The organism is Nostoc sp. ChiQUE01b (assembly GCF_034531255.1).
Taxonomy (GTDB): Bacteria; Cyanobacteriota; Cyanobacteriia; order Cyanobacteriales; family Nostocaceae; genus Nostoc.
The window spans coordinates 61,654-82,338 of the sequence record NZ_JAVRBM010000027.1 but is presented as its reverse complement, the minus strand read 5'-3'; the positions used below and the strand labels follow the sequence as shown (position 1 = coordinate 82,338).

At 43.0% G+C, this 20,685-nt stretch carries 12 protein-coding genes and 2 pseudogenes; 11 read left to right on the top strand and 3 right to left on the bottom strand.

The window, feature by feature from the left end:
* The first annotated feature begins 52 nt into the window (after nt 1–52).
* From RMY63_RS18995 to RMY63_RS18975, 4 genes and pseudogenes are all read left to right on the top strand, one after another.
* Nucleotides 53–1,933 carry an SUMF1/EgtB/PvdO family nonheme iron enzyme gene (locus RMY63_RS18995; RefSeq protein WP_322730184.1) on the top strand — a complete coding sequence of 627 codons (1,881 nt, stop codon included), beginning with the start codon at nt 53–55 and terminating at the stop codon, nt 1,931–1,933.
* Between the two features lie 75 nt (nt 1,934–2,008).
* Nucleotides 2,009–3,219: pseudogene (locus tag RMY63_RS41840) on the top strand (ISAzo13 family transposase).
* A gap of 136 nt (nt 3,220–3,355) precedes the next feature.
* On the top strand, nt 3,356–3,709 hold the full coding sequence (gene avd, locus RMY63_RS18980; RefSeq protein ID WP_322730202.1) for a diversity-generating retroelement protein Avd: 354 nt from the start codon (nt 3,356–3,358) through the stop codon (nt 3,707–3,709).
* A 59-nt stretch (nt 3,710–3,768) separates the two neighbouring features.
* Nucleotides 3,769–4,527 (top strand): annotated as a pseudogene (locus RMY63_RS18975) (reverse transcriptase domain-containing protein); the annotation flags it as partial.
* Between the two features lie 52 nt (nt 4,528–4,579).
* Here the strand turns inward: RMY63_RS18975 and RMY63_RS18970 are convergent.
* Complete coding sequence (locus tag RMY63_RS18970) at nt 4,580–5,605, bottom strand: diguanylate cyclase (protein ID WP_322730182.1); 1,026 nt, start codon at nt 5,603–5,605, stop codon at nt 4,580–4,582.
* 1,368 nt (nt 5,606–6,973) lie between these two features.
* Between RMY63_RS18970 and alaS the strand changes: the two genes are divergently transcribed.
* The gene (gene alaS, locus RMY63_RS18965; RefSeq protein ID WP_322730181.1) at nt 6,974–9,616 is read left to right on the top strand and encodes an alanine--tRNA ligase; all 2,643 of its coding nucleotides are present in this window, start codon (nt 6,974–6,976) and stop codon (nt 9,614–9,616) included.
* A 499-nt stretch (nt 9,617–10,115) separates the two neighbouring features.
* Here alaS and RMY63_RS18960 read toward each other — a convergent pair whose 3' ends face one another.
* Nucleotides 10,116–11,918, bottom strand: coding sequence for a hypothetical protein (locus RMY63_RS18960; protein ID WP_322730180.1), 1,803 nt, complete (start codon nt 11,916–11,918; stop codon nt 10,116–10,118).
* A gap of 10 nt (nt 11,919–11,928) precedes the next feature.
* Nucleotides 11,929–13,680: a hypothetical protein gene (locus tag RMY63_RS18955; RefSeq protein ID WP_322730179.1), complete on the bottom strand. Its 1,752-nt coding sequence runs from the start codon at nt 13,678–13,680 to the stop codon at nt 11,929–11,931.
* A gap of 1,086 nt (nt 13,681–14,766) precedes the next feature.
* Between RMY63_RS18955 and trpB the strand changes: the two genes are divergently transcribed.
* The 6 genes from trpB (at nt 14,767) to RMY63_RS18925 (ending at nt 20,249) form a co-directional block, all read left to right on the top strand.
* Nucleotides 14,767–16,002: a tryptophan synthase subunit beta gene (gene trpB, locus RMY63_RS18950; RefSeq protein ID WP_322730178.1), complete on the top strand. Its 1,236-nt coding sequence runs from the start codon at nt 14,767–14,769 to the stop codon at nt 16,000–16,002.
* A 31-nt stretch (nt 16,003–16,033) separates the two neighbouring features.
* Nucleotides 16,034–17,191 (top strand): class I SAM-dependent methyltransferase, encoded by a 1,158-nt coding sequence (locus RMY63_RS18945; RefSeq protein ID WP_322730177.1) that lies wholly within the window; start codon nt 16,034–16,036, stop codon nt 17,189–17,191.
* A gap of 134 nt (nt 17,192–17,325) precedes the next feature.
* On the top strand, nt 17,326–17,613 hold the full coding sequence (locus RMY63_RS18940; protein WP_322730176.1) for a hypothetical protein: 288 nt from the start codon (nt 17,326–17,328) through the stop codon (nt 17,611–17,613).
* 426 nt (nt 17,614–18,039) lie between these two features.
* Complete coding sequence (locus RMY63_RS18935) at nt 18,040–18,570, top strand: CAP domain-containing protein (protein WP_322730175.1); 531 nt, start codon at nt 18,040–18,042, stop codon at nt 18,568–18,570.
* Nucleotides 18,571–18,981: 411 nt separating this feature from the next.
* Nucleotides 18,982–19,530: a CAP domain-containing protein gene (locus RMY63_RS18930; protein WP_322730174.1), complete on the top strand. Its 549-nt coding sequence runs from the start codon at nt 18,982–18,984 to the stop codon at nt 19,528–19,530.
* An 89-nt stretch (nt 19,531–19,619) separates the two neighbouring features.
* Nucleotides 19,620–20,249 carry a ribonuclease D gene (locus RMY63_RS18925; RefSeq protein WP_322730173.1) on the top strand — a complete coding sequence of 210 codons (630 nt, stop codon included), beginning with the start codon at nt 19,620–19,622 and terminating at the stop codon, nt 20,247–20,249.
* Nucleotides 20,250–20,685 lie beyond the last annotated feature (436 nt).

The following is a 20,685-nucleotide window of genomic DNA, read 5'->3' as shown; positions in this document are numbered from 1 at the left end:
AAATACTATAATTTGTAAGAAGCGTAATTTATACTACTCCTAAAGACGCAAAATGGCAGATGTTTCGTTAGAACCACTCAAGGTGTTTTGTTCCTACTCTCACAAGGACGAACCCTTAAAGGATGAACTGGCTAAACACCTGACTATGTTGGAACGGCAAGGTATTACTTCAACTTGGCACGATCGCAAGATACCACCTGGAAGAGAATGGGATCGGGAGATTAATGAAAATTTAAATACAGCCGATATCATTTTATTACTAGTCAGTTCAGACTTTATATATTCTAAATACTGCTGGGATGTTGAAGTTACCAAAGCGATAGAACGCCACGAAGCTGGAGAGGCTTGTGTCATTCCAATTATTCTGCGAAACGTTTTTTGGCAAGACGCACCATTTGCTAAACTACAAGCTCTGCCCAAAAATGCCCAACCTATTAAGTCTTGGAGTAATCAAGATGATGCATTCACAAATGTAGCTCAGGGAATTAAGTTTGCAGCTGAACAATTAATTAAACAGCGTCAACAACAACGGTTCATCAGGGAAGCCGCAATAGTTGAGTATCGCCAAAAGGCTGAAGAATTTGCGTCTGATGGCGAGATTTCTCTTGTGGAATCTGATATATTAAAAGACTTACAAGAAAAATTAAAATTAACAGATCGAGAAGCTAGTGCAGTTCGAGAAAAAGTATTAGAACCTTACGGTATATATAAGAAAAATCTAGACAAATACAAGCAATACTTGACGAGTTTTGTAGATGAACAAGGATATCCATTGGCTGAAAAAGCTGAAGCTGAATTAGAGAAGTTCCAAAAATATTATCTGCTTAAAGATGAAGATGTAGTTCGCCTAAAAAAAGAACAAGAAATAGAGTATCAAAAACGACAAGCTGAAAAATTACGTCTAGAGCAAGAAAGAATTGAATATCAAACACAGCAAGCAGAAAAGTTACGCCTAGAACAAGAAAGAGCCGAAAATCAAAGACGGGAAGCAGAATTACGAGAAAGGGAATCATCTCCCCCAGGTATTCAAACTCAGCCGTTTGAGTTTAACACTGCCATCCTAACGCCCAAATCAGCAGGATTTTTGGGTATGGGGAAAAAAACTTATGAAATTAACCGCAGTCGTGGACGCACCGAGTTTTTTAGAGAAAACTTGAGTAATGGCGCAGTTCTGGAGATGGTTGCAATTCCGGGCGGTAAATTTCTTATGGGTTCGCCAGACAATGAGCCAGAAAGATTTGACTGGGAAAGTCCACAGCATTCTGTTACCATTCAATCTTTTTTCATGGGGAAATTTCCGGTAACTCAGAGTCAATGGGCAGCTGTTGCCGCTTTACCCAAGGTTAATATTGATTTAAATCCCGACCCATCCAATTTTAAAGGTGCTAATCGACCTGTTGAACAGGTTTCTTGGGATGATGCAATTGAGTTTTGCGCTCGACTATCTAAAAAAACTGAGAAAACCTATCGCTTACCCAGTGAAGCAGAATGGGAATATGCTTGTAGGGCGGGAACGAGTACGCCGTTTTATTTTGGCGAAACGATTACAACTGATTTAGCGAATTATCGAGGTACTGACTGGGATTATAACGAAACACTATACCCAGGTAATTATGCTCAAGGGCCAAAGGGTGAATTTCGTGAGCAAACAACAGATGTAGGAAAATTCCCTGCTAACCCCTTTGGTTTATTTGATATGCATGGTAATATATGGGAATGGTGTCTGGATGAGTGGCACAAAAATTATAACGGAGCGCCAAAAGACGGAAGCGCTTGGTTAAATGATAATGATAATCAAAATCGGCTGCTGCGTGGTGGTTCGTGGAACGACTTTCCCAGGGATTGCCGCTCGGCGTTTCGCGTCAGGTTCGCGCGTGTCGGCAGGTACCTCAACGTGGGTTTTCGGGTTGTGGTGGTTGGGGGCAGGACTTAGGAATGAGGATTAAATAAAGTGCAAAACTGGTGACAGAGCATAGTAGATTGAATTCGTAGGTTTGGTGGGCGCAGTATGGTGATCAGAATCTATTCTCCAATGATAGAAAAGCAGATGCAATCTTACTATAAATCGCTATCAGAGAAAGACCGTCGGCGATATGCAGCGATTGAAGCGGAAAAGCTTGGTTACGGGGGTATCCGCTATATAAGTAAATTGTTTGGATGTAACTACAGAACAGTTAATAAAGGGATTACTGAGCTAGAACAGCAGAGTTTAATCAGTAGCCCAAGAATTCGTCGGTCAGGTGCAGGAAGAAAAAAAGCGCTTGAGACGATACCCGGAATAAACGTTGCATTCCTGGCGGTAGTAGAAAGCTACACCGCAGGTTCCCCAATGGACGAGGAGATAAAATGGACGAACTTAACCCGTCAACAAATAGCAGACTTATTAGCAGAAAAAGGAATCAGCATCAGCGTTACAGTTGTAGACCAATTACTGTTAAAACATAAATTTCGTAAACGAAAAGCAGTAAAAACGACTGCTTGTGGAAGCAGTGAACATCGCAATGAGCAGTTTGAGAATATTGAAAATCTCAAAAATGAGTATTTTTCTCAGGGGAACCCAGTGATGAGTATGGATAGTAAAAAAAAGAGTTAATTGGTAATTTATACCGAGAAGGTAGTATTTATACTACCAGTCCAATTAAAGTGTTAGACCACAATTTCCCAAGTCTGGCAACGGGAGTAGCAATTCCACATGGGTTGTATGATTTGAATGAGAATATTGGTTTCATACAGATTGGTACTAGCCATGATACAAGCGAATTTGCATGTGATTCTATCCGTTATTGGTGGAATAACTACGGAAAAAATCGCTATCAATTGGCTACCTCCATACTAGTGTTATGTGATGGCGGTGGTAGCAACAGTTCTCGTTACTACGTATTTAAAGAAGCCTTGCAAGCTTTGGTTAATGATATTGGTATTGAAATTCGTATTGCTCACTATCCTCCTTATACATCAAAGTACAACCCAATTGAGCATCGCTTGTTTCCACATCTAAGTCGGGCTTGCAAAGGTGTTATTTTTGACAGTGTAAATACTGTATCCAAATTTATGGCAAAAGCTACTACCCACAAAGGTTTGCAAGTTTTTACTGCCATCATTGATAAAACTTACCAAACAGGTAAGAAAGTTGCTGAGGGTTTTAAAGACACTATGGAGATTTTCTTCGATGATTTTTTGCCACAGTGGAACTATACTGCTCAACCCCAACGACACTGAGAATTGTAACTTATTTAATCCATGTTCCTTAGTAGCCCTTTACACTCTTGCCCTTTAGCACTCTGCTCTTTATTTCTTTACTCTTCTTAATGTCTCGCGCTCTGCGCGATCATTTTTTTTGGAAAATTGTGTCTGGATGAATGATTTATCTATCATACAGAAAACATCCGATTTAATCAAGTGGTATGTGCCAATTTTAAACCGTCTGCCTAGAGATCATAAATTTTTGCTAGGAAATCGGATTATTGCAGAACTATATGACTTATTAGATGGTTTAATTGTAGCACGGTATGCAAGGCAAAAATTAGCTCAATTAGAAGACTTAAATAGCAAGCTAGATATTTTACGTTATCAAACTCGATTACTTTTAGAGTTTAACTTAATTAAAACAGAGCGTTATGAATATGCCCAAAAACTTTTAAATGATATTGGCATGGATTTGGGTGGATGGATTAAACAGCAAAAAATTAAACCAAGTACTTCTAATTAAACCAGGCAATTATAAATCGCGGCTATACAGACAAAACCCGCCTGCGCGGGTTAATCTAAATGAAAAGATATGGAAATCTTTGGAATGAAATTATAGCATTTGAGAATTTGCTATCAGCCGCCCAGCAAGCACAGCGGGGTAAACGTTTCCGAGAAAATGTTTTAGAGTTTAACTACAATTTAGAGCAAGAGTTATTTCAACTGCAAGAAGAATTACAGTCAAAAACATACTCTCCCGGTAACTACACCACATTTCAAATTTTTGAACACAAACCGCGAATGATTTCAGCGGCTCCCTATCGAGACAGAGTTGTACATCATGCTCTCTGTAACGTAATTGTTCCCATATTTGAACGTACATTTATCAGTGATTCCTACGCCAATCGTGTTGGTTTTGGCTCCCATCGCGCTTTACGTCACTTTACAAAATTTGCTCGTTCAAACCGTTATGTTTTGCAAGCTGATATTCGGAAATATTTTCCTAGCATCGACCATGAAATTTTAAAGTCGCTTGTGCAACGTAAAATCAAATGTTCTGATACAATCTGGCTAATTAATACCATTATTGATAGCAGCAATTATCAAGAGCCAGTACTTAATTATTTTATTGGAGATGATTTATTAACACCTCTTGAAAGAAGACATGGTTTACCAATTGGTAATCTAACCAGCCAATTTTTTGCTAATGTATATCTAAACAATTTTGACCATTTTGTTAAAGAAAAAATCAAAGCATCTCAATATATTCGTTATGTAGACGACTTTGCCTTATTTTCAGATGACAAACTATTTTTAGAAAACGCCAGAATCAAAATTGAGTCGGATAGCTTGGTAGGCTGTAAAGTCGAATAGTTGTCCGATTCATCTAATTTCACGAAGAAACAGCTTTCAAATGTGAGCCATGATGAGATAAGTAGTTCGAGTTAATCACCCGATTTCGCCCAGAAGTTTTAGCCTGTAATAGACATTGATCGGCACGATGCAGCAAACTCTCTCCTTTTTCATCATCTTCAGGTTGCAGAGAGGCTGTACCCAGGCTAATGGTGACATTAATTGTCAGTTTATTGTTGAGTGCAAATGGTTCGTCGCTGACTACGCGATTGAGACGACGGGCTACTAATAGTGCTTCCTCATCGGTAGTGTTAGCTAGAAGAATTACAAATTCTTCGCCACCATAGCGGAATGCTGTATCTTGACAGCGCAGATTGTGGCGCAAACGCTGACATAATACTTGCAAAATGCGATCGCCTACTAAATGCCCATGAGTATCGTTAACTTTCTTAAAATGATCTACATCCAGAATAATCAAACTCAGGGAAGTTTTTTGAGTCCTGGCTCTTTGAATTTGTCTGGGCAAGTCCCATTCTAAAGCACGACGATTATTTAATTCTGTCAATGAATCTGCTAAGGCGATCGCAGATAACATATCATTTGTCCGAATCAAATCTCGGTATTTTTGTGCTTTCCGCAAACCAACTGTCAATTGAGCAAATATTAGTCCATGATTGGCAGTCAACTCTGCCAAGCTATAGTCTGTTTTTTCTTCAATAAGATGCCAAATATATGCATCGGCTCCTTGCTTTAGGGCCGCAGCACTCATCTCCAATTCCCTTTGCCAACCCTTATTTCTATCAGTCAGCTGCTGGGAACGATCCTCGAAAAGAATACAATATATCCACGATAGTTTTGTCTGATCTTTCAACCAACCGCAGAGTTCCATACTGCCATCTAGGCTAGCCTGCACCAGGATTATATCGGGGGGTGTTGTTTTAATTTGTGACACTGCTTGATCCAAATTGTCTATAACTTCTACACTAAAAGCAGTCGCATAACGGATCTGATCTGGAAGTGTGGCGATAAAATTATTTTTTCCAAAGATCAGAATAGAAATATTCATTGCTTTATTTTTTATCCTATTCAAATTTTAAATAAATTCACTTGGGTAACTACTGCTCTTGTCGTCTAATACTAAATATGATGTTCTCAGCTAAATTATATTTTTTGACATCTTGTTTTTGGAGTATCGATTAGATAGTGAACTTTCAAATTTAATCTCATTTTAAAATTTTATATTTACTACTAATTTTCTACTATCTTTTTGGAAATATTCATTTCTAACAACTAATGTCTTCTTTACAGTTTATTTTTAAAACAGTAGAAATACTGAATATTATTTAAATGTATAAAACCTATTGCTGTGGTTTCTTAAGTACTATTTCCCTGATGAAATTACCGAAATAAATAGTTTGTAAGAACCATTGTATTACGTAACTAAATTTATTTTTCAGTAGAAAAATAAATAAAATATAAAATTTTTTATTTACTTATCAAATTCAAAATTCGATTATTTAATTAAAAATGTTATTTTCCATAAACTTTTTTAGCCCTTTCCTTTACAAACTAGTTTTGAACAAATATTAAAAAAGTATTTAAATTTTTTTAATAAGAATTCAGAATTCAGAAGTCAGAATTCAGGAGCAAAGCCGGAGACGTTTCCGTTGCAAGGAGTCAGAATCAAGACGCGACGCTCGAGTACTCGCTAACACTGCGCTATCGCGGACTCGCTCTAAGCGTTCGCGTAGCGTCTCCAAGAGTTGCTATGCCGTTGGCGTTCGCGTTAGCGTCTCTGAAAGAGAAGCCTCTCGTTCGCGTTAGTGTCTCTGAAAGAGAAGAGAAGGCTTTACGCTTCGCTATCAGTCGGGGATTCAGACCCGCGACTGAATTGTTGCACCACCAAATCGTAGATTTAGTGGGGGTTTTAAACCCATTTATTCATCCGCCACTCGTTCAGAATTCAAGCCTGTATTCTGACGACTGACGCCTTTATTCTGTTTTGATAAAAATATATAGTAAAACTACCTCCTGCGATGTACAGTAGCTCTTTGGGGCTTACCTACCTCGAAATAAAAACAGAATTTGATACTTTCAGTTTTAGTTCCATTTGTTACCTCAATATGGGAATTTTAAAGTATTTCTTAATGATTAATTTTAAGCATCGAAATGCGATGTCTACGACGGTTACTGAGCTTTGTCGCTGGCGTAGCCTCTCGTAGAGAAGTGCAGGCTACGTCTACACGTATCTTGCCAGAGTCGGATTATGTTGTAAAAGCGTCCTAATGAATGCATTTTGCTCACCCACTAGCAGAATTCGCTGGCAGTAATATGAAACAAAATGCAAGAATATATAAAGCTATTTATGAAAATACACCTACCTAGTGCCGCTACTCCCAAGTCGAAAGTCTAAAGTCTAAAGTTAAAAACACCTATGTCTTCAAATCGCCAGTACCTAAGCGGTAACGAAATTCGCAACATATTTCTCGACTTCTTTGCTCAACGGGAACACCAAATTCTCCCAAGTGCCTCCCTCGTGCCAGAAGACCCAACTGTACTGCTGACGATCGCGGGGATGCTACCATTTAAGCCAATATTCTTAGGGCAGCGCACACCAGAATTTAAGCGGGCTACGACTTCGCAAAAGTGTATCCGCACCAACGACATCGAAAATGTCGGACGCACCAAACGGCATCACACGTTTTTTGAGATGCTGGGCAATTTCAGCTTTGGTGATTATTTTAAAGAACAAGCGATCGCTTGGGGTTGGGAAATCTCCACACAAGTCTTTGGCTTTTCCCCCCAAAATCTCGTCGTTAGCGTTTTTGAAGATGATGATGAAGCTTTTGCAATTTGGCGCGATCAAATTGGTGTGCCGATAGCGAGAATTAAACGCTTGGGCGAAGATGATAACTTTTGGGCATCTGGGCCGACTGGCCCTTGTGGACCTTCTTCGGAAATTTATTACGACTTCCACCCTGAACGCGGTGACGAAAATATAGATTTAGAAGACGATTCCCGATTCATTGAGTTTTACAACCTCGTCTTCATGCAATATAACCGGGATGCTTCCGGGAATTTAACGCCGCTGCAAAACAAGAACATCGACACCGGTATGGGTTTGGATAGAATGGCGCAAATTCTCCAAAAAGTGCCCAATAACTATGAAACTGACCTAATTTTCCCAATTATCCAAACAGCAGCGCAAATTGCTGGTGTTGATTACCACAAAAGTGATGAGAAAACCAAAGTCTCTCTAAAAGTTATTGGCGATCACGTTCGTTCTGTTGTCCACATGATTGCTGATGAAATTCGCGCTTCCAACGTCGGACGCGGTTATGTGCTGCGGCGATTAATTCGGCGGGTGGTGCGTCATGGGCGATTAATTGGGATTTCTGGCGAATTTACTACCGAAGTTGCTGAAAGTGCGATCGCTCTTTGTGAATCAGCTTACCCCAATGTGCGCCAACGGGAAGCAGCAATTAAAGCTGAGTTGCAACGGGAAGAATCTAATTTTCTCAGAACTCTGGATAGAGGTGAAAAACTGCTAGAAGAAATCATTCAAGAGGTGAAACAGCGAGGAGAAACTCAAATTAGCGGTGAAAGTGCATTTACCCTCTATGACACCTACGGATTTCCCCTGGAACTTACTCAAGAAGTTGCCGAGGAAAATAATCTGACAGTTGATGAAGCGGGATTTGATGCCGAAATGCAAAAACAGGTGGAACGTGCCAAAGCAGCACATGAAACCATCGATTTAACTGTGCAAGGTTCCCTCGATAAATTAGCAGAACACATCCACGCTACCGAATTTATCGGCTATACCCAACCTGCCGCAACTGCAAAAGTTGAAGCGATTTTGGTAGAAGGTGTTTCCCAAGAAGAAGCAGAAGCCGGGACACAAGTGCAAATAGTCCTTGACAAAACGCCATTTTATGCTGAATCTGGCGGACAAATCGGCGATCGCGGTTATATTTCTGGTGATGGTATCGTAATTCGGGTAGAAGACATGAAGAAAGAATCTGATTTCTTTGTTCACTTCGGACGCATCGAACGCGGTACACTGCGTGTAGGCGATCGCATCACCGCCCAAATAGATCCGGCTTGTCGCCGTCGCGCCCAAGCTAACCATACCGCAACGCACCTATTGCAAGCGGCATTGAAAAAAATTGTTGATGAGGGCATATCTCAAGCAGGTTCCCTGGTTTCCTTTGACAGATTACGCTTCGACTTCAACTGTCCCCGCGCGTTGACAGCAGAGGAAGTTCAACAAGTTGAAGAACAGGTGAACACTTGGATTGCTGAGGCTCATACTGCAAAAGTGGAAGTATTACCTTTAGCAGAGGCGAAAGCTAGGGGTGCTGTTGCCATGTTCGGGGAAAAATACGGTGAAGAAGTGCGGGTAATTGACTTCCCCAGCGTATCAATGGAACTATGCGGTGGAACTCATGTGAGTAATACTGCTGAAATTGGCGTGTTCAAGATTATCTCAGAAGCTGGCGTGGCTTCTGGGGTGCGGCGGATTGAAGCTGTTTCTGGGCCAGCAATCCTAGATTATCTGAATCTGCGGGATAAAGTAGTTAAAGATTTGAGCGATCGCTTTAAAGTTAAACCTGAAGAATTACCAGACAGAATCACAAGTCTGCAAAGCGAACTAAGAAATAGTCAGAAAGAATTAGAAACCTTAAAGGTACAACTAGCGATCGCTAAATCAGACAGCTTGCTACAAACAGCCCAAACCGTAAGCGATCATAAAATTATTGTCGCCCAATTAGAAGATGTCGATCCAGAATCATTGAAAACCGCAGCCGAACGCTTGTTGCAAAAAATTGGTAATGGTGCAGTGGTGCTGGGTTCTGTTCCAGAAGTTGGGAAAGTAAGTATAGTTGCAGCTTTTAGTCCAGAAGTGAACAAAAAAGGTCTGCAAGCTGGTAAATTTGTGGGTGCGATCGCTAAAATTTGCGGCGGCGGCGGCGGTGGAAGACCGAACTTAGCCCAAGCCGGCGGACGCGATGCAAGTAAATTACCAGATGCATTAGGACAAGCGGAAAGTGATTTAAAGTCCGCATTGGGTTAATAAGCTAACGCGAAACCTAATCTCCAAACCCCATTTTCTATAGGGGATTTCCAAAAAATAAAACATCCCCTTTAAGATAATGCTCAATGGAAAAACAACGGTAGAAACGCGTTATTTTATTAGCAGTCTTACTGATAACCTGAGGGGGTGACAAGCATCTGCAAAACCAGACACAGCAAGCCTTTTAGCCCAACCACCTTCAAAAAGATTGTCTGGCTGTTGTGTAACAAAACTGGTACATTTAACCAGAGTATGGGATCAATCCATAAAATGATCGCAATTTGATTGTCAATAAAACTCTATCTTTTCGGAGGTCAAATAGATTAAAAGCTTGATGGGCCAAGGTTTTAGGGGTCTTGTCACCCCGTCAGCTGATAACGCTCAAGAATTTGCTCTGGGTATTCGTTCGGTGCATCGCTGTTCTCAAACGTCCACAAACCTTGTTGGGTGATGTTTGACCGCTCATCTTTAAGTTTGTTATTGGCAAAAGAAACTATGGTCAGATTACGTCAAAGACGTGGTCGAGCAGCATAATTACTACACAGCCGAAGACTTGCCCGGACGTATGCGAACTCAACAGATGGCCTCCAATAGTCGTTGCAGCAACTTCAGGTTTGGTGCCTTCAGACACAGGATTAATGTTTTGCACTGTCAGATGGACATCCCATTTACCCGGATTTTCGTCAGGCAGCAGTTGAATACTTCCTGTAAAACAGCACCGATTGACCTGTATCTGCGAACTTGTCAGGTTGAGGTTCGGCAGTTCTGTACGAATACTCACCGCCAGTGGTTCACCAAGATTAACCATAAAATTCTCGCTCTGAAGGGGAGTGATGCAGTAAAAGATCAGCAGTCCCTCGTTTCCACCGCTCCGCAGAAGCACATGCACAATGCCGTTGCCACGCAGCACCAGTTCATGCATCACGTCTCTCTCGGCTGATTCGGTCACTTGATCTATGATCTGCCCTGCCGCATTAAAGGCTACAGCTGTAATTGGGTCACCTGCTCCATGAGCTACGCACAAACGCACTTCGCTAGCAGGAGCGTGTTCCAGTGACAACCCTCTGCTGGAAAATTGCAGAGCTTTGGTATTCTGAAACCAACTGACGACATACACTGGGGTTTGTGCAAGATTGGTATAGCGCAGCCACGCAAACGCGCCCTTGTAAATATATTCGCCCTCCTGAAAGTTCTCAAAGGTCAAACATACTTCTTCCTGCGGCTCGTTCGCCTTAGGTGGTTCAAGCGGGATGGTACGTGGGCAAGTACTGGGGTGCAGCACGACACGCAGCGCTGTATCGGGCTTGTTGTGTGAGATAAGGTGCGCAACGACATGATAGCCATCGCAAGGACGCGGTTGATAATCCCAAATCGCTGCGGTGAGCTTAACGAACTCGCCAGGGCGGTATTGTGCTTTATCAGTCACCACAAGTTTGCCGAGCAAGATTTGGGTGTTAGTGTTCGTTTCAGCAACCTCATGGGTCAGCAAACGGTCAGTCGTTTCACGCGCATACGCCCACTTAACTTCCGTTTGGAAAGGGATGCCCGGAAGCGGCAGCGTGGGATATTCAATCGTCATGTCCACCGTTTCGCGCAGGGTCAATTCGCCGGGATTAGTGGGTGTGTTGTCCTGTCCACGCCGCGTTGGGTCTCGATAGTCGCTGGCAGCGGCAGCAGCAGCAGCAGCAGCAGCACCTCCATACAAGCCGAGCGTGAGCGGTGACGGTGCACTCCATTCAATGAGCGAGGTGAGCAGAGGCCCACAAGCGGCAACCTTGCTGATAGCTTCGAAATGATCACCAGTAGTTGGGTACCCCGGTTGGATAATCCGGTCGCCCTCGTCACCACCATTGCCCCAGACATGCCAATTGGATAAGGCCACTGGCGAACCGTCGGCGTTATCACGGGCGAGGATACCGAGGGTACCCCATCCGTTGAACCACAGAATGTGTCCTTCGGCATTCCCAGAGGCGACACCACCCCGTAGAGGGTCGAATTTGATTTCGTTACGGTCGCCCGCGGCATCCGCATGTGGACGTACTTTTAGCTCCTGCACATCAGTCCTGAAGCCTTCGATCTCAGCCGGAATTAGCTGCGAGCCTACACCTTGTATGCTACGTTCGGATGGCAGTTTTTGCTTAACATAAAAGACGATGCTGATACCATTTTCTGGATTGCCACCGCGCTGTGCCAATCCCCACCCAACCGTTTGAACGTTCGGGTCGTTTGCGTATTGATGGCGCAGGCGCTCGACCAGTGCTTTCACCCTTTGAATCATGTCTTCTTGTTCTTGAGAGGGCATAAGATTCTTCCTATATTGTGATATTCATGCGGGTTTGTACATCCGCAAGCAGGGATGCAAACGCCATCATATTGTCATCGTTGCCGCTGTGGTTAAGTCCCACAGGGCGGCGGCTCGATGTGTGTACCCAAACCGAACCTGAGTCACCGTGATCGCTTACCGGTTCGCCAAAATCTGGATCGCTGATGATAATCACCTGATCTATGTTCCACGTAGCCAGATCGTGACCTGTCGGAGCAAAGCCGGAGATGATGCCGTGCGTAAGCCCCGTGCGCCCCCCCGACTTGTGTAATTTGCGTTCCGGCGCATCAATCGGCAGCAGCATTAGTGCATCAAGTTCAGTGCGGGTCATTACGGGGCCGACGAGGTCAATATTGCCATTCAGCGAGATGATTGCATTCTGAAAATCCTCGTTCGACTGTGCATCGAGCGTCTGAAGGAATGCAAGGGCGCGGTCGGTGTCCAGCATACACAATGCCGCGTCCACATCATCGCGTTGAGTGCGTCCTAGCGTGCCAATGACAAGATCTTCGTCCTGATAGGCTGTATCCGCTGCTTCCGAGCTCGCACCTGCGATGAACAGGATGAGCGCGATGATGAGCAGCAGTACTTTCCACCACGGATCGTCAAACGGAATTGGGCCATATTGACCGGGAAACGGTGTGCGCGGTATGACGCTGTACGAGAACTTGGTCGGGAAAGCATAGATAGGTTTGTAGCAAAAGCGCCCGTCGCGCGGGTTGAATGGATCTATGCTGCCTCTACCATCATCCCTTGGAACAACGGTACAGTAACACGCCAAAATCTGTTGGATGACGCATGGATCAACGGGCTTGCCATCGAGCAACGCTTGCAGGGTGTGGCGCAAAGTATCAATCGTACCACTGTCTTGCTTGCGACGTTTGGAAGGTGGACAGCGCCTGCGACCCTTGCGTCCATTCTTCATATCGATTGCCAATTCCTTCAGTTTGAAGCGCAGCGTCCCTTCTTGCACCTCGGCAACGAGTTCGCCAGTGGCGGTGTCAGCCGTTGTGCGGCTTACGAATATTTGTTTGCGCACGCGCCGAGCAGGATGGTTCGGATCTGCCATGCCCATCATGTTACGACAAATGAATTCCACCTGATGTTTCCGTGGCGCCGCGTTGGTGACGTTCACTTTGAAATATACCGTGCGTGCTGCACCGGGCACTAGCGGCCCAAGCACCATACCAGTGCCATTTTGTGTCTGTCCCAGTGCCGTGAGTTCGGCGTGTGACCAAGCGTCAATAATCTGGACGCCACGCATGGCGAGTTCAGCGCGACTTGCTGCCGAAATGTCCAGCACATGATTGTTGGTGAAAGGCAGTCCCCAACGATTAACGACACGGACGCCCATGTAATACGTCCCAAATGCGGTTTCAAAAATCCCATCGGGCATTTGGAATAAATCTTCGGGACGGATGGCATAGGGGCGATACGGAATGTCCAACATCGTGCCGTCCAGATACTCGGCTTGCCATTGAATGTCTTCAAAATCGCGTTCGGGTAGGGGATCTTCTGCGCCAATGATTGCCTGAATGTCCACACGTTCCAAACCAGGGTCAATCATCATTTCATCTGGTTTCCACGAATCGGCTGGTGACTCACGGTATTCACCGCGCAGTTGCCACGAGGGGCCGTCGGCGGTGACATCCACTCCCACTGTCGCTGGATAGACACCACTGCCGGACGTTGCACCATCAATGACGAACCGATTTTCCCAATTGTGAATGGCTTTGGTCACGTTTAGGTACCAGCGCCCATACAACTGTATGCTCAAAATAGTCCTCCTTTGCAATTCATCTTCTGCTCAAAATCTTTAAAATCTAGACTTTGTAAGGCTTCTGAGACTCTATTTCCGCTTTTGCAGGGAGATCAGCTCTATGCCTAGTTGCCCCTGAAAAACTTCGTCGATTTTCGCGGTTTTACTCATTAAGTGGTACTGGAGAAGGAGTTTGGCAGTAAAATCTCGTCAACTGGCATTTTTGCACTACCCCTGAATCGGTGTTTGAAACCTTCCAAAGGACACTAATTTCACTAGGTTTTGCAATAATTTGAGCTTTTTTTGCAATTTCAAACGGGATTTTAGAGGCTGAAAGCCTTAATTATAAAGGGCTAATTAGGTTTTTCAGGGATGACTAATTCTGTATTAAATAATGTCCATTTATCTTCTTCTCGATACGTATGCGAAATCTTACGCAAATTCTTACAAAACTTAATATGCTTTCCCATCACTATGGGTATTGAGTCGAGATGACTACGAAAACGGAAATAGAAGCTGGAAAGCCTTGCCCAATTTAGACTTCAAAGATTTAAATACTTATATAAATATTGCAGCGAATCCTTAGTGACTGGCCAGATGCGATAATCGGACGGGGTTTTGGCTTGTCGTAACTAAATGCGCCGTGCCCGTAGTGATGCCAGCAGTGTGTAAGGCTCCTGCCTGTTTAGCTGAAAGCGGTCTTAATTAGCTTTAGCTTCATGCTGACAATGGGGGAAGAAATCGGCAGCAAACGGCTGCTGGTTTCTTCACCATAGTAATGATTATCATTATGGAATAACTGCCCAAAGGTTAATTCTTTGGGACAATTTATTCTTTAGAAGTCCCTAGAACTTACGTACACGCGCTTAGGGGCAATTCATGAATTGTCCCTACCTAAAAATCAGGATTTTAACTATTAGTTTGCGTCTTTTCTTTTTACTTTTTACTTTTAGCTTTTGACTTACTAGCCCCTGCCCCCGGCCCCCTGCCCCCTTGCTTCCTCCTCATTCCCCAGATATACTTCAGACTTTTCTATAATTAAGTCATTCCCGTCATCAAAAACAGCCTGTGACTACCACTCCCCTATCTCCAAGTTCAACTGCTCAGGTTCCAGATACGCTAGGCCGCTTCGGACGCTTTGGCGGTAAGTATGTACCTGAAACGCTCATGCCTGCCCTGGCTGAATTAGAAACAGCTTATCAGCAATACCGTAATGACCCTGGTTTTCAAGCAGAACTACAGCAGTTGTTACGAGACTATGTAGGACGTGCGACACCATTGTATTTTGCCGAACGCCTGACTGCTCATTATGCCCGACCCGATCGCACCGGGCCACAAATTTACTTGAAACGTGAAGATTTAAATCATACTGGCGCTCACAAAATCAATAATGCCCTTGGTCAGGTATTGTTGGCGAAACGCATGGGTAAGCAACGGATTATTGCCGAAACGGGTGCTGGACAACATGGAGTTGCTACAGCCACAGTTTGCGCTCGTTTTGGGCTGGAATGTATAATTTACATGGGTGTTCAGGACATGGAACGCCAAGCTTTGAATGTTTTTAGAATGCGGCTGATGGGGGCAGAAGTGCGACCTGTGGACGCGGGAACCGGAACTTTGAAGGATGCTACTTCCGAAGCAATCCGAGATTGGGTGACAAATGTGGAAACTACTCACTACATCCTGGGTTCGGTAGCAGGGCCTCATCCTTACCCAATGATGGTACGTGATTTCCATGCAGTAATCGGCGAAGAAACCCGCGCGCAAGCAATCCAAAAGTGGGGTGGATTACCTGATATTCTCTTGGCTTGTGTAGGTGGTGGTTCCAATGCGATGGGACTATTCTATGAGTTTATGAATGAGCCTTCTATACGCTTCATTGGGATTGAGGCAGCCGGGGAAGGTGTCAATACCGAAAAACACGCAGCTACCTTGACAAAAGGACGAATTGGTGTATTGCATGGAGCCATGAGCTACCTACTGCAAGATGAAGATGGGCAAATCATTGAGGCACACTCAATTAGTGCGGGGTTAGATTATCCCGGTGTGGGGCCAGAACATAGCTATTTAAAGGATACTGGTCGCGCTGAATACTATAGTGTGACAGATGCAGAGGCATTGGCGGCATTTCAACGATTATCGAAATTGGAGGGGATTATCCCGGCATTGGAAACAGCCCATGCGATCGCTTATCTCGAAACCCTCTGTCCTCAACTAACCGGCAGTCCTCGGATTGTAATTAACTGCTCTGGACGTGGTGACAAGGATGTACAAACGGTAGCCAAATTATTATATCCAGCGTAAATCTACATAAAATATTTGGGAGAAAACAATAATGGATCAACAATTCCAACACCCAATGTTACCGCAACCCACTCATGACGAGTTGGCACGCCAAAGCTTTGTGCAAACTATGAAAATGCACATTTTCAAGAATATCCTTCCTGGTAATAAAGAAATTTATGAAAAACTAGCGAAGCCGAAGTTTGAACAAGCACATCAGCGCCCTCCCCAGAATCGTTATGAAATTCGGAAAGTAATGCAGCACGAACCCTACTATCGCTGGACTAGTGCCCTGAAGCGCATCAACCAGGAAATGTTATGGGATGCTGTAAATGCCAACGTTGATAGACAACTACCAGAGTTGATAGAGCGTGCCAAAGATAAGGGCGGTGAGCTGGGTACTTTAAGCCTCGATCCAAATTTTCAAATACCTACTTATCAAAAGGCTGTAGACATTCACTGTATGCCCGGAGGATATCACAGTGAATTCACTGCTGATGATGTCGCAGCTGGTGCAACCTACGATCGCGGCGCTTACGTTTATGGACTCGGTTGGTTGGGGCCGCTCAACGATGATATGGGGCTATCTATAGTCCAAAACTACCTTTTAGCAGAGTTTCCCAACTTTCGACCGAGAAAAATCCTCGATATGGGATGTTCTATTGGCAATAGCACATTACCTTATGTCGATGGTTTCCCAGATGCAGAAGTCCATGCCATAGATATAGGTGCATCTATACTGCGTTATGCTCATGCAAGAGCCGAAGCCTTGGGAAAACCCGTACACTTCTCTCAGCAAAATGCCGAACATACTAACTTCCCCGATGAATCATTTGACTTAGTGGTTTCTCACATTTTGCTGCATGAAATCCCCCCGTCATCTGTGCGTAAAGTTATGCAAGAGTCTTATCGTCTACTGGCTCCCGGTGGCATGATGATTCATCTGGAAGCACCCCTGTATCATCACATGGATGTTTATAAACAGTTTATTTCTGATTGGGAAACTGCTAACAACAACGAACCCTTCTGGAGTGCTGTACGTGATTTAGATTTGGTGCCGCTAGTTACTGAGGCTGGTTTTGCAGCAGATAAGACATTCGAGAAATTTGTCCCCAATGGGGCATGGAAAGCAAAAGAAACTAATGGTATGTTTCAAAATCGGAACTCAGCCACCCAAGGCACTTGGTTTGTGGTTGCTGCAACTAAGTAAGCAGAGAAAGTTTCGTAATTCGTAATGGGCTATGGCCTGCTACGCTAACGTAATTCGTAATTGAGAAAGTCAGATTTTATCTGGCTTTCCTCGTTTTGTATGTCTAGTCTTATTTTTGGAGAATTGGTATTAGGATGACAAAAATAGCCAAGGGTAAACGACCTGTTTACTTAGAAAATCCGCAAACTGATAAATTGTTAGCGATCGTCATGGCTTTGACTGGTGAGGTGTCCGTGCTGCATGAGCGGCTAGACACCATTGAACGGTTGCTAGAGGTAAAAGGTATTTTATCAACTAGTGAGATTGAAGCTTACGAGCCAGATGTCAAAGTAACCAAGGAACGGGAACAGTGGCGTGCAGAATATATTGCACGGGTGTTGCGCGTGGTACAGGAAGAGTTAGAAAACCTCCAAAACAGCTAGTTAAAATCACGTATAAATTTTGCTGAATAAATCTAGCCATTTTTATCCGACATTCCACATCTTCGAGTGTCACAATCGGTCTTTACTGTTTTTTTACATATAGAAGCTATTTAAAATACTTAAGCACAGCAAAATGACTGAGTTTATGAAGCTAAAAAAGTATTATATAAGACTCACAGATTCTAATAAACTTAGTAATTTTACTAGATAATAGCCTAAGTACGGAATCTGAAATAAAAATAATTATCCTAATAAGATAAAACGATTATTGATTAAATAGTAGCATTTTTGCGTAATATCATGATTTTAAACGTTTGCTAGTAGTTTTTAAACAAAAAAGCCTACAAATAGAGCTATATAGACCTATAATCAATTTGTCACATTGATATTAGTTGGTTACATTGTCTAAAAGTTTACTTCTAGCAAATGATTAAACCAATAATTTACAGCGTTGCTTTAGGCACTATTATTCTCAGTAGTGGAGCTATCGCTACTCCTGTAACAAATCCAGCTTTTACGCCAATGAATTCAGATGTGTCAAATAATACTGTTAAAATTGCAGCATCTAGCATCGACACTGCTGCTCTAGAACAGTCGATTTTTAACCAAATTAATAACTACAGAATTTCCCAAGGGCTACCAGCGCTGACTCGTAATGCTGCCATCGATAATCAAGTAAGGATTCACAGTCAGAATATGGCTAATGGTACTGTTCCCTTTGGACATAATGGATTTTCAGAACGTGTTAAAGCAACCCGTATTTCTTACAGATCAGCTGCTGAAAATGTCGCTTACAACCAGGGATATAGCGATCCTGCCACAAAAGCTGTTCAAGGCTGGCTCAAAAGTCCAGGGCATCTTGCCAATATCAGAGGTAATTATAATCTGACGGGGATTGGTGTTGTTAAAAACAGTCAAGGCGCAATCTATTTCACACAAATGTTCATTCGCTCATAAGTTTGACGCAATGTGCAATTTAATATTCTGACCTCACTTCCATTCTTGTCTTTGGTAAAGAGAAAGGCTTTGAAAGCAAGGGGCTGAGAAATGAAGTTTGAGTAAAAATTGCACACAGCGTTAGATTTGAGAAAAGTTAGGTTTTTTCTCAAATTTCGCAGACTTCAACCTGTTAGCAAAGATTTTGCGAGATATTTCCTGAAAATCTGAAATTATCAGCAAAATTAACCGTGATTTTCATGAAGCTGACCTATTGAAATACTGACAATTAGAAATGATTGTTTGTGTTATTTGTAAAGGATGTAGCCAAATTGCCGAAATTCATCATTACTTAACAGTATTGTGGTATATATTTTCGGAACAATAGGGTAGAGTAGAAGTCTTATATCTCTACACATTACGCAATTCTCCATGTTCCGACAAACTGCTTTTGGCATCGCTTTAAGTGCGCTTGTCCTTGCTAGTGGATTAACGACTGCTCCGATACCAAATCATACTTCTACGAATACATCCACCCGTAATAAGCTGTTGTCGCTTTTTTCTAGTCAGGTTGCAATATCGACTCCTACTTTTAAAACTACTGAGTTAGAAAAATCAGTATTTGACCAAATTAATCGATATCGGGCTTCTAAAGGGCTGCCAAAGTTGACCTTAAATGCAAATTTAACTCGACAGGCAAGAATTCATAGTCAAAATATGGCTAAAGGTAAAACCCCATTTAGCCATCAGGGATTTGAAGGGCGAGTCAAAGCTATCCCTATTCGCTACAACAGTGCAGCGGAAAATGTTGCTTTCAACCGAGGATATAGCAACCCCGCAGCCGAAGCTGTTACTGGTTGGATCAAAAGCCCCGGACATCTCAAGAATGTTAAAGGAAATTACAACCTGACTGGAATTGGCGTTGCTACTAATAGTCAGGGCGAAGTCTACCTGACGCAAATCTTTTTTCGCACAAGGTAGATTTAATTTTTGATATTTTTGCACAATAATAATGTAGTGTCTGACAAGACTTTTGTCTGCTGGACACTGCTATTATTTTTGAACAATTGATGACATTACCAGATTTTCAGGTGAGCGATCGCGACCTCAGTGACGCAGCCCTTAGCCAGTATTTAGAATCTACAGCGATCGCAGTTGATACAGAAACGATGGGATTGTTGCCATTGCGCGATCGCTTGTGTCTTGTCCAACTGTGCAATCTTGAAGGGAAAGTGACTGCAATCCGTATAGCCAAAGGACAAACTGATGCTCCCAACTTAAAAAAACTTTTGGAAGCAGTCAATGTTGTGAAAGTGTTTCACTTTGCTCGATTTGACCTTGCCACTTTGCGAGCCAATCTGGGTATTCAGGTAGGGCCGATTTTTTGCACCAAAATTGCCAGTAAATTAGCCCGTACTTACACAAATCGCCACGGACTCAAAGATGTGGTACAAGAGTTAGAACAAGTGGAACTAGATAAAAGCTCTCAAAGTTCCGATTGGGGCAACGCCGTTAGTTTATCTGAAGCTCAACTAAGTTATGCTGCCAATGATGTGCGCTACTTGCTTAGTGTCCAGCAGAAGCTAATACAAATGCTCAAACGAGAAGAACGCTGGCAAATTGCTCAAGAATGTTTTGAATTTCTCCCAACGATAGTTTCCTTAGATTTATTACAATTTAAGGATTTGTTTGAACACTGATCAAACCGTAAGCCTATTGCAAAAGTTATTGATCTGGAGGACAAACATCACTAGACAGAATATTCTGTCTTCTGAATCGGAGCAACAGAAACGTCTCCGGCTCCATTTGTGACTTTTCTGCTCATGAAAAATCAAGATTAGACCTCTTGGAAAATTTTCTAACACCCCACCCCTAACCTCTATTCGCAATCAAAGAGGAGAAACTTTGACGTTAGTCAAAGGCAGAGTGGCAAGAGGTCTATTCACTAACTTTCTAAGTTATTTTTTGCCTAAGATCCAATATTGGAATTATTCAGTGTCTCTAGGAGTTTTAGATTCACTAATGCCTTCTTTGACATTACTGGCTCCCTCTTGAACATTTTCTTTGAGGTTACTGGCTTGCTCTTGAACATTTTCTTTGAGGTTACTGGCTCCCTCTTGAACGTTTTCTTTAAGG

Excerpts from the sequence above, each read along its gene's own strand:
- RMY63_RS18945 (WP_322730177.1), top strand. The coding sequence starts at position 16,034 with ATGGATCAACAATTCCAACACCCAATGTTACCGCAACCCACTCATGAC.
- RMY63_RS18995 (WP_322730184.1), top strand. The coding sequence starts at position 53 with ATGGCAGATGTTTCGTTAGAACCACTCAAGGTGTTTTGTTCCTACTCT.
- avd (WP_322730202.1), top strand. The coding sequence starts at position 3,356 with ATGAATGATTTATCTATCATACAGAAAACATCCGATTTAATCAAGTGG.
- RMY63_RS18940 (WP_322730176.1), top strand. The coding sequence starts at position 17,326 with ATGACAAAAATAGCCAAGGGTAAACGACCTGTTTACTTAGAAAATCCG.
- RMY63_RS18930 (WP_322730174.1), top strand. The coding sequence starts at position 18,982 with ATGTTCCGACAAACTGCTTTTGGCATCGCTTTAAGTGCGCTTGTCCTT.
- RMY63_RS18935 (WP_322730175.1), top strand. The coding sequence starts at position 18,040 with ATGATTAAACCAATAATTTACAGCGTTGCTTTAGGCACTATTATTCTC.
- alaS (WP_322730181.1), top strand. The coding sequence starts at position 6,974 with ATGTCTTCAAATCGCCAGTACCTAAGCGGTAACGAAATTCGCAACATA.
- RMY63_RS18970 (WP_322730182.1), bottom strand. The coding sequence starts at position 5,605 with ATGAATATTTCTATTCTGATCTTTGGAAAAAATAATTTTATCGCCACA.
- RMY63_RS18960 (WP_322730180.1), bottom strand. The coding sequence starts at position 11,918 with ATGCCCTCTCAAGAACAAGAAGACATGATTCAAAGGGTGAAAGCACTG.
- RMY63_RS18925 (WP_322730173.1), top strand. The coding sequence starts at position 19,620 with ATGACATTACCAGATTTTCAGGTGAGCGATCGCGACCTCAGTGACGCA.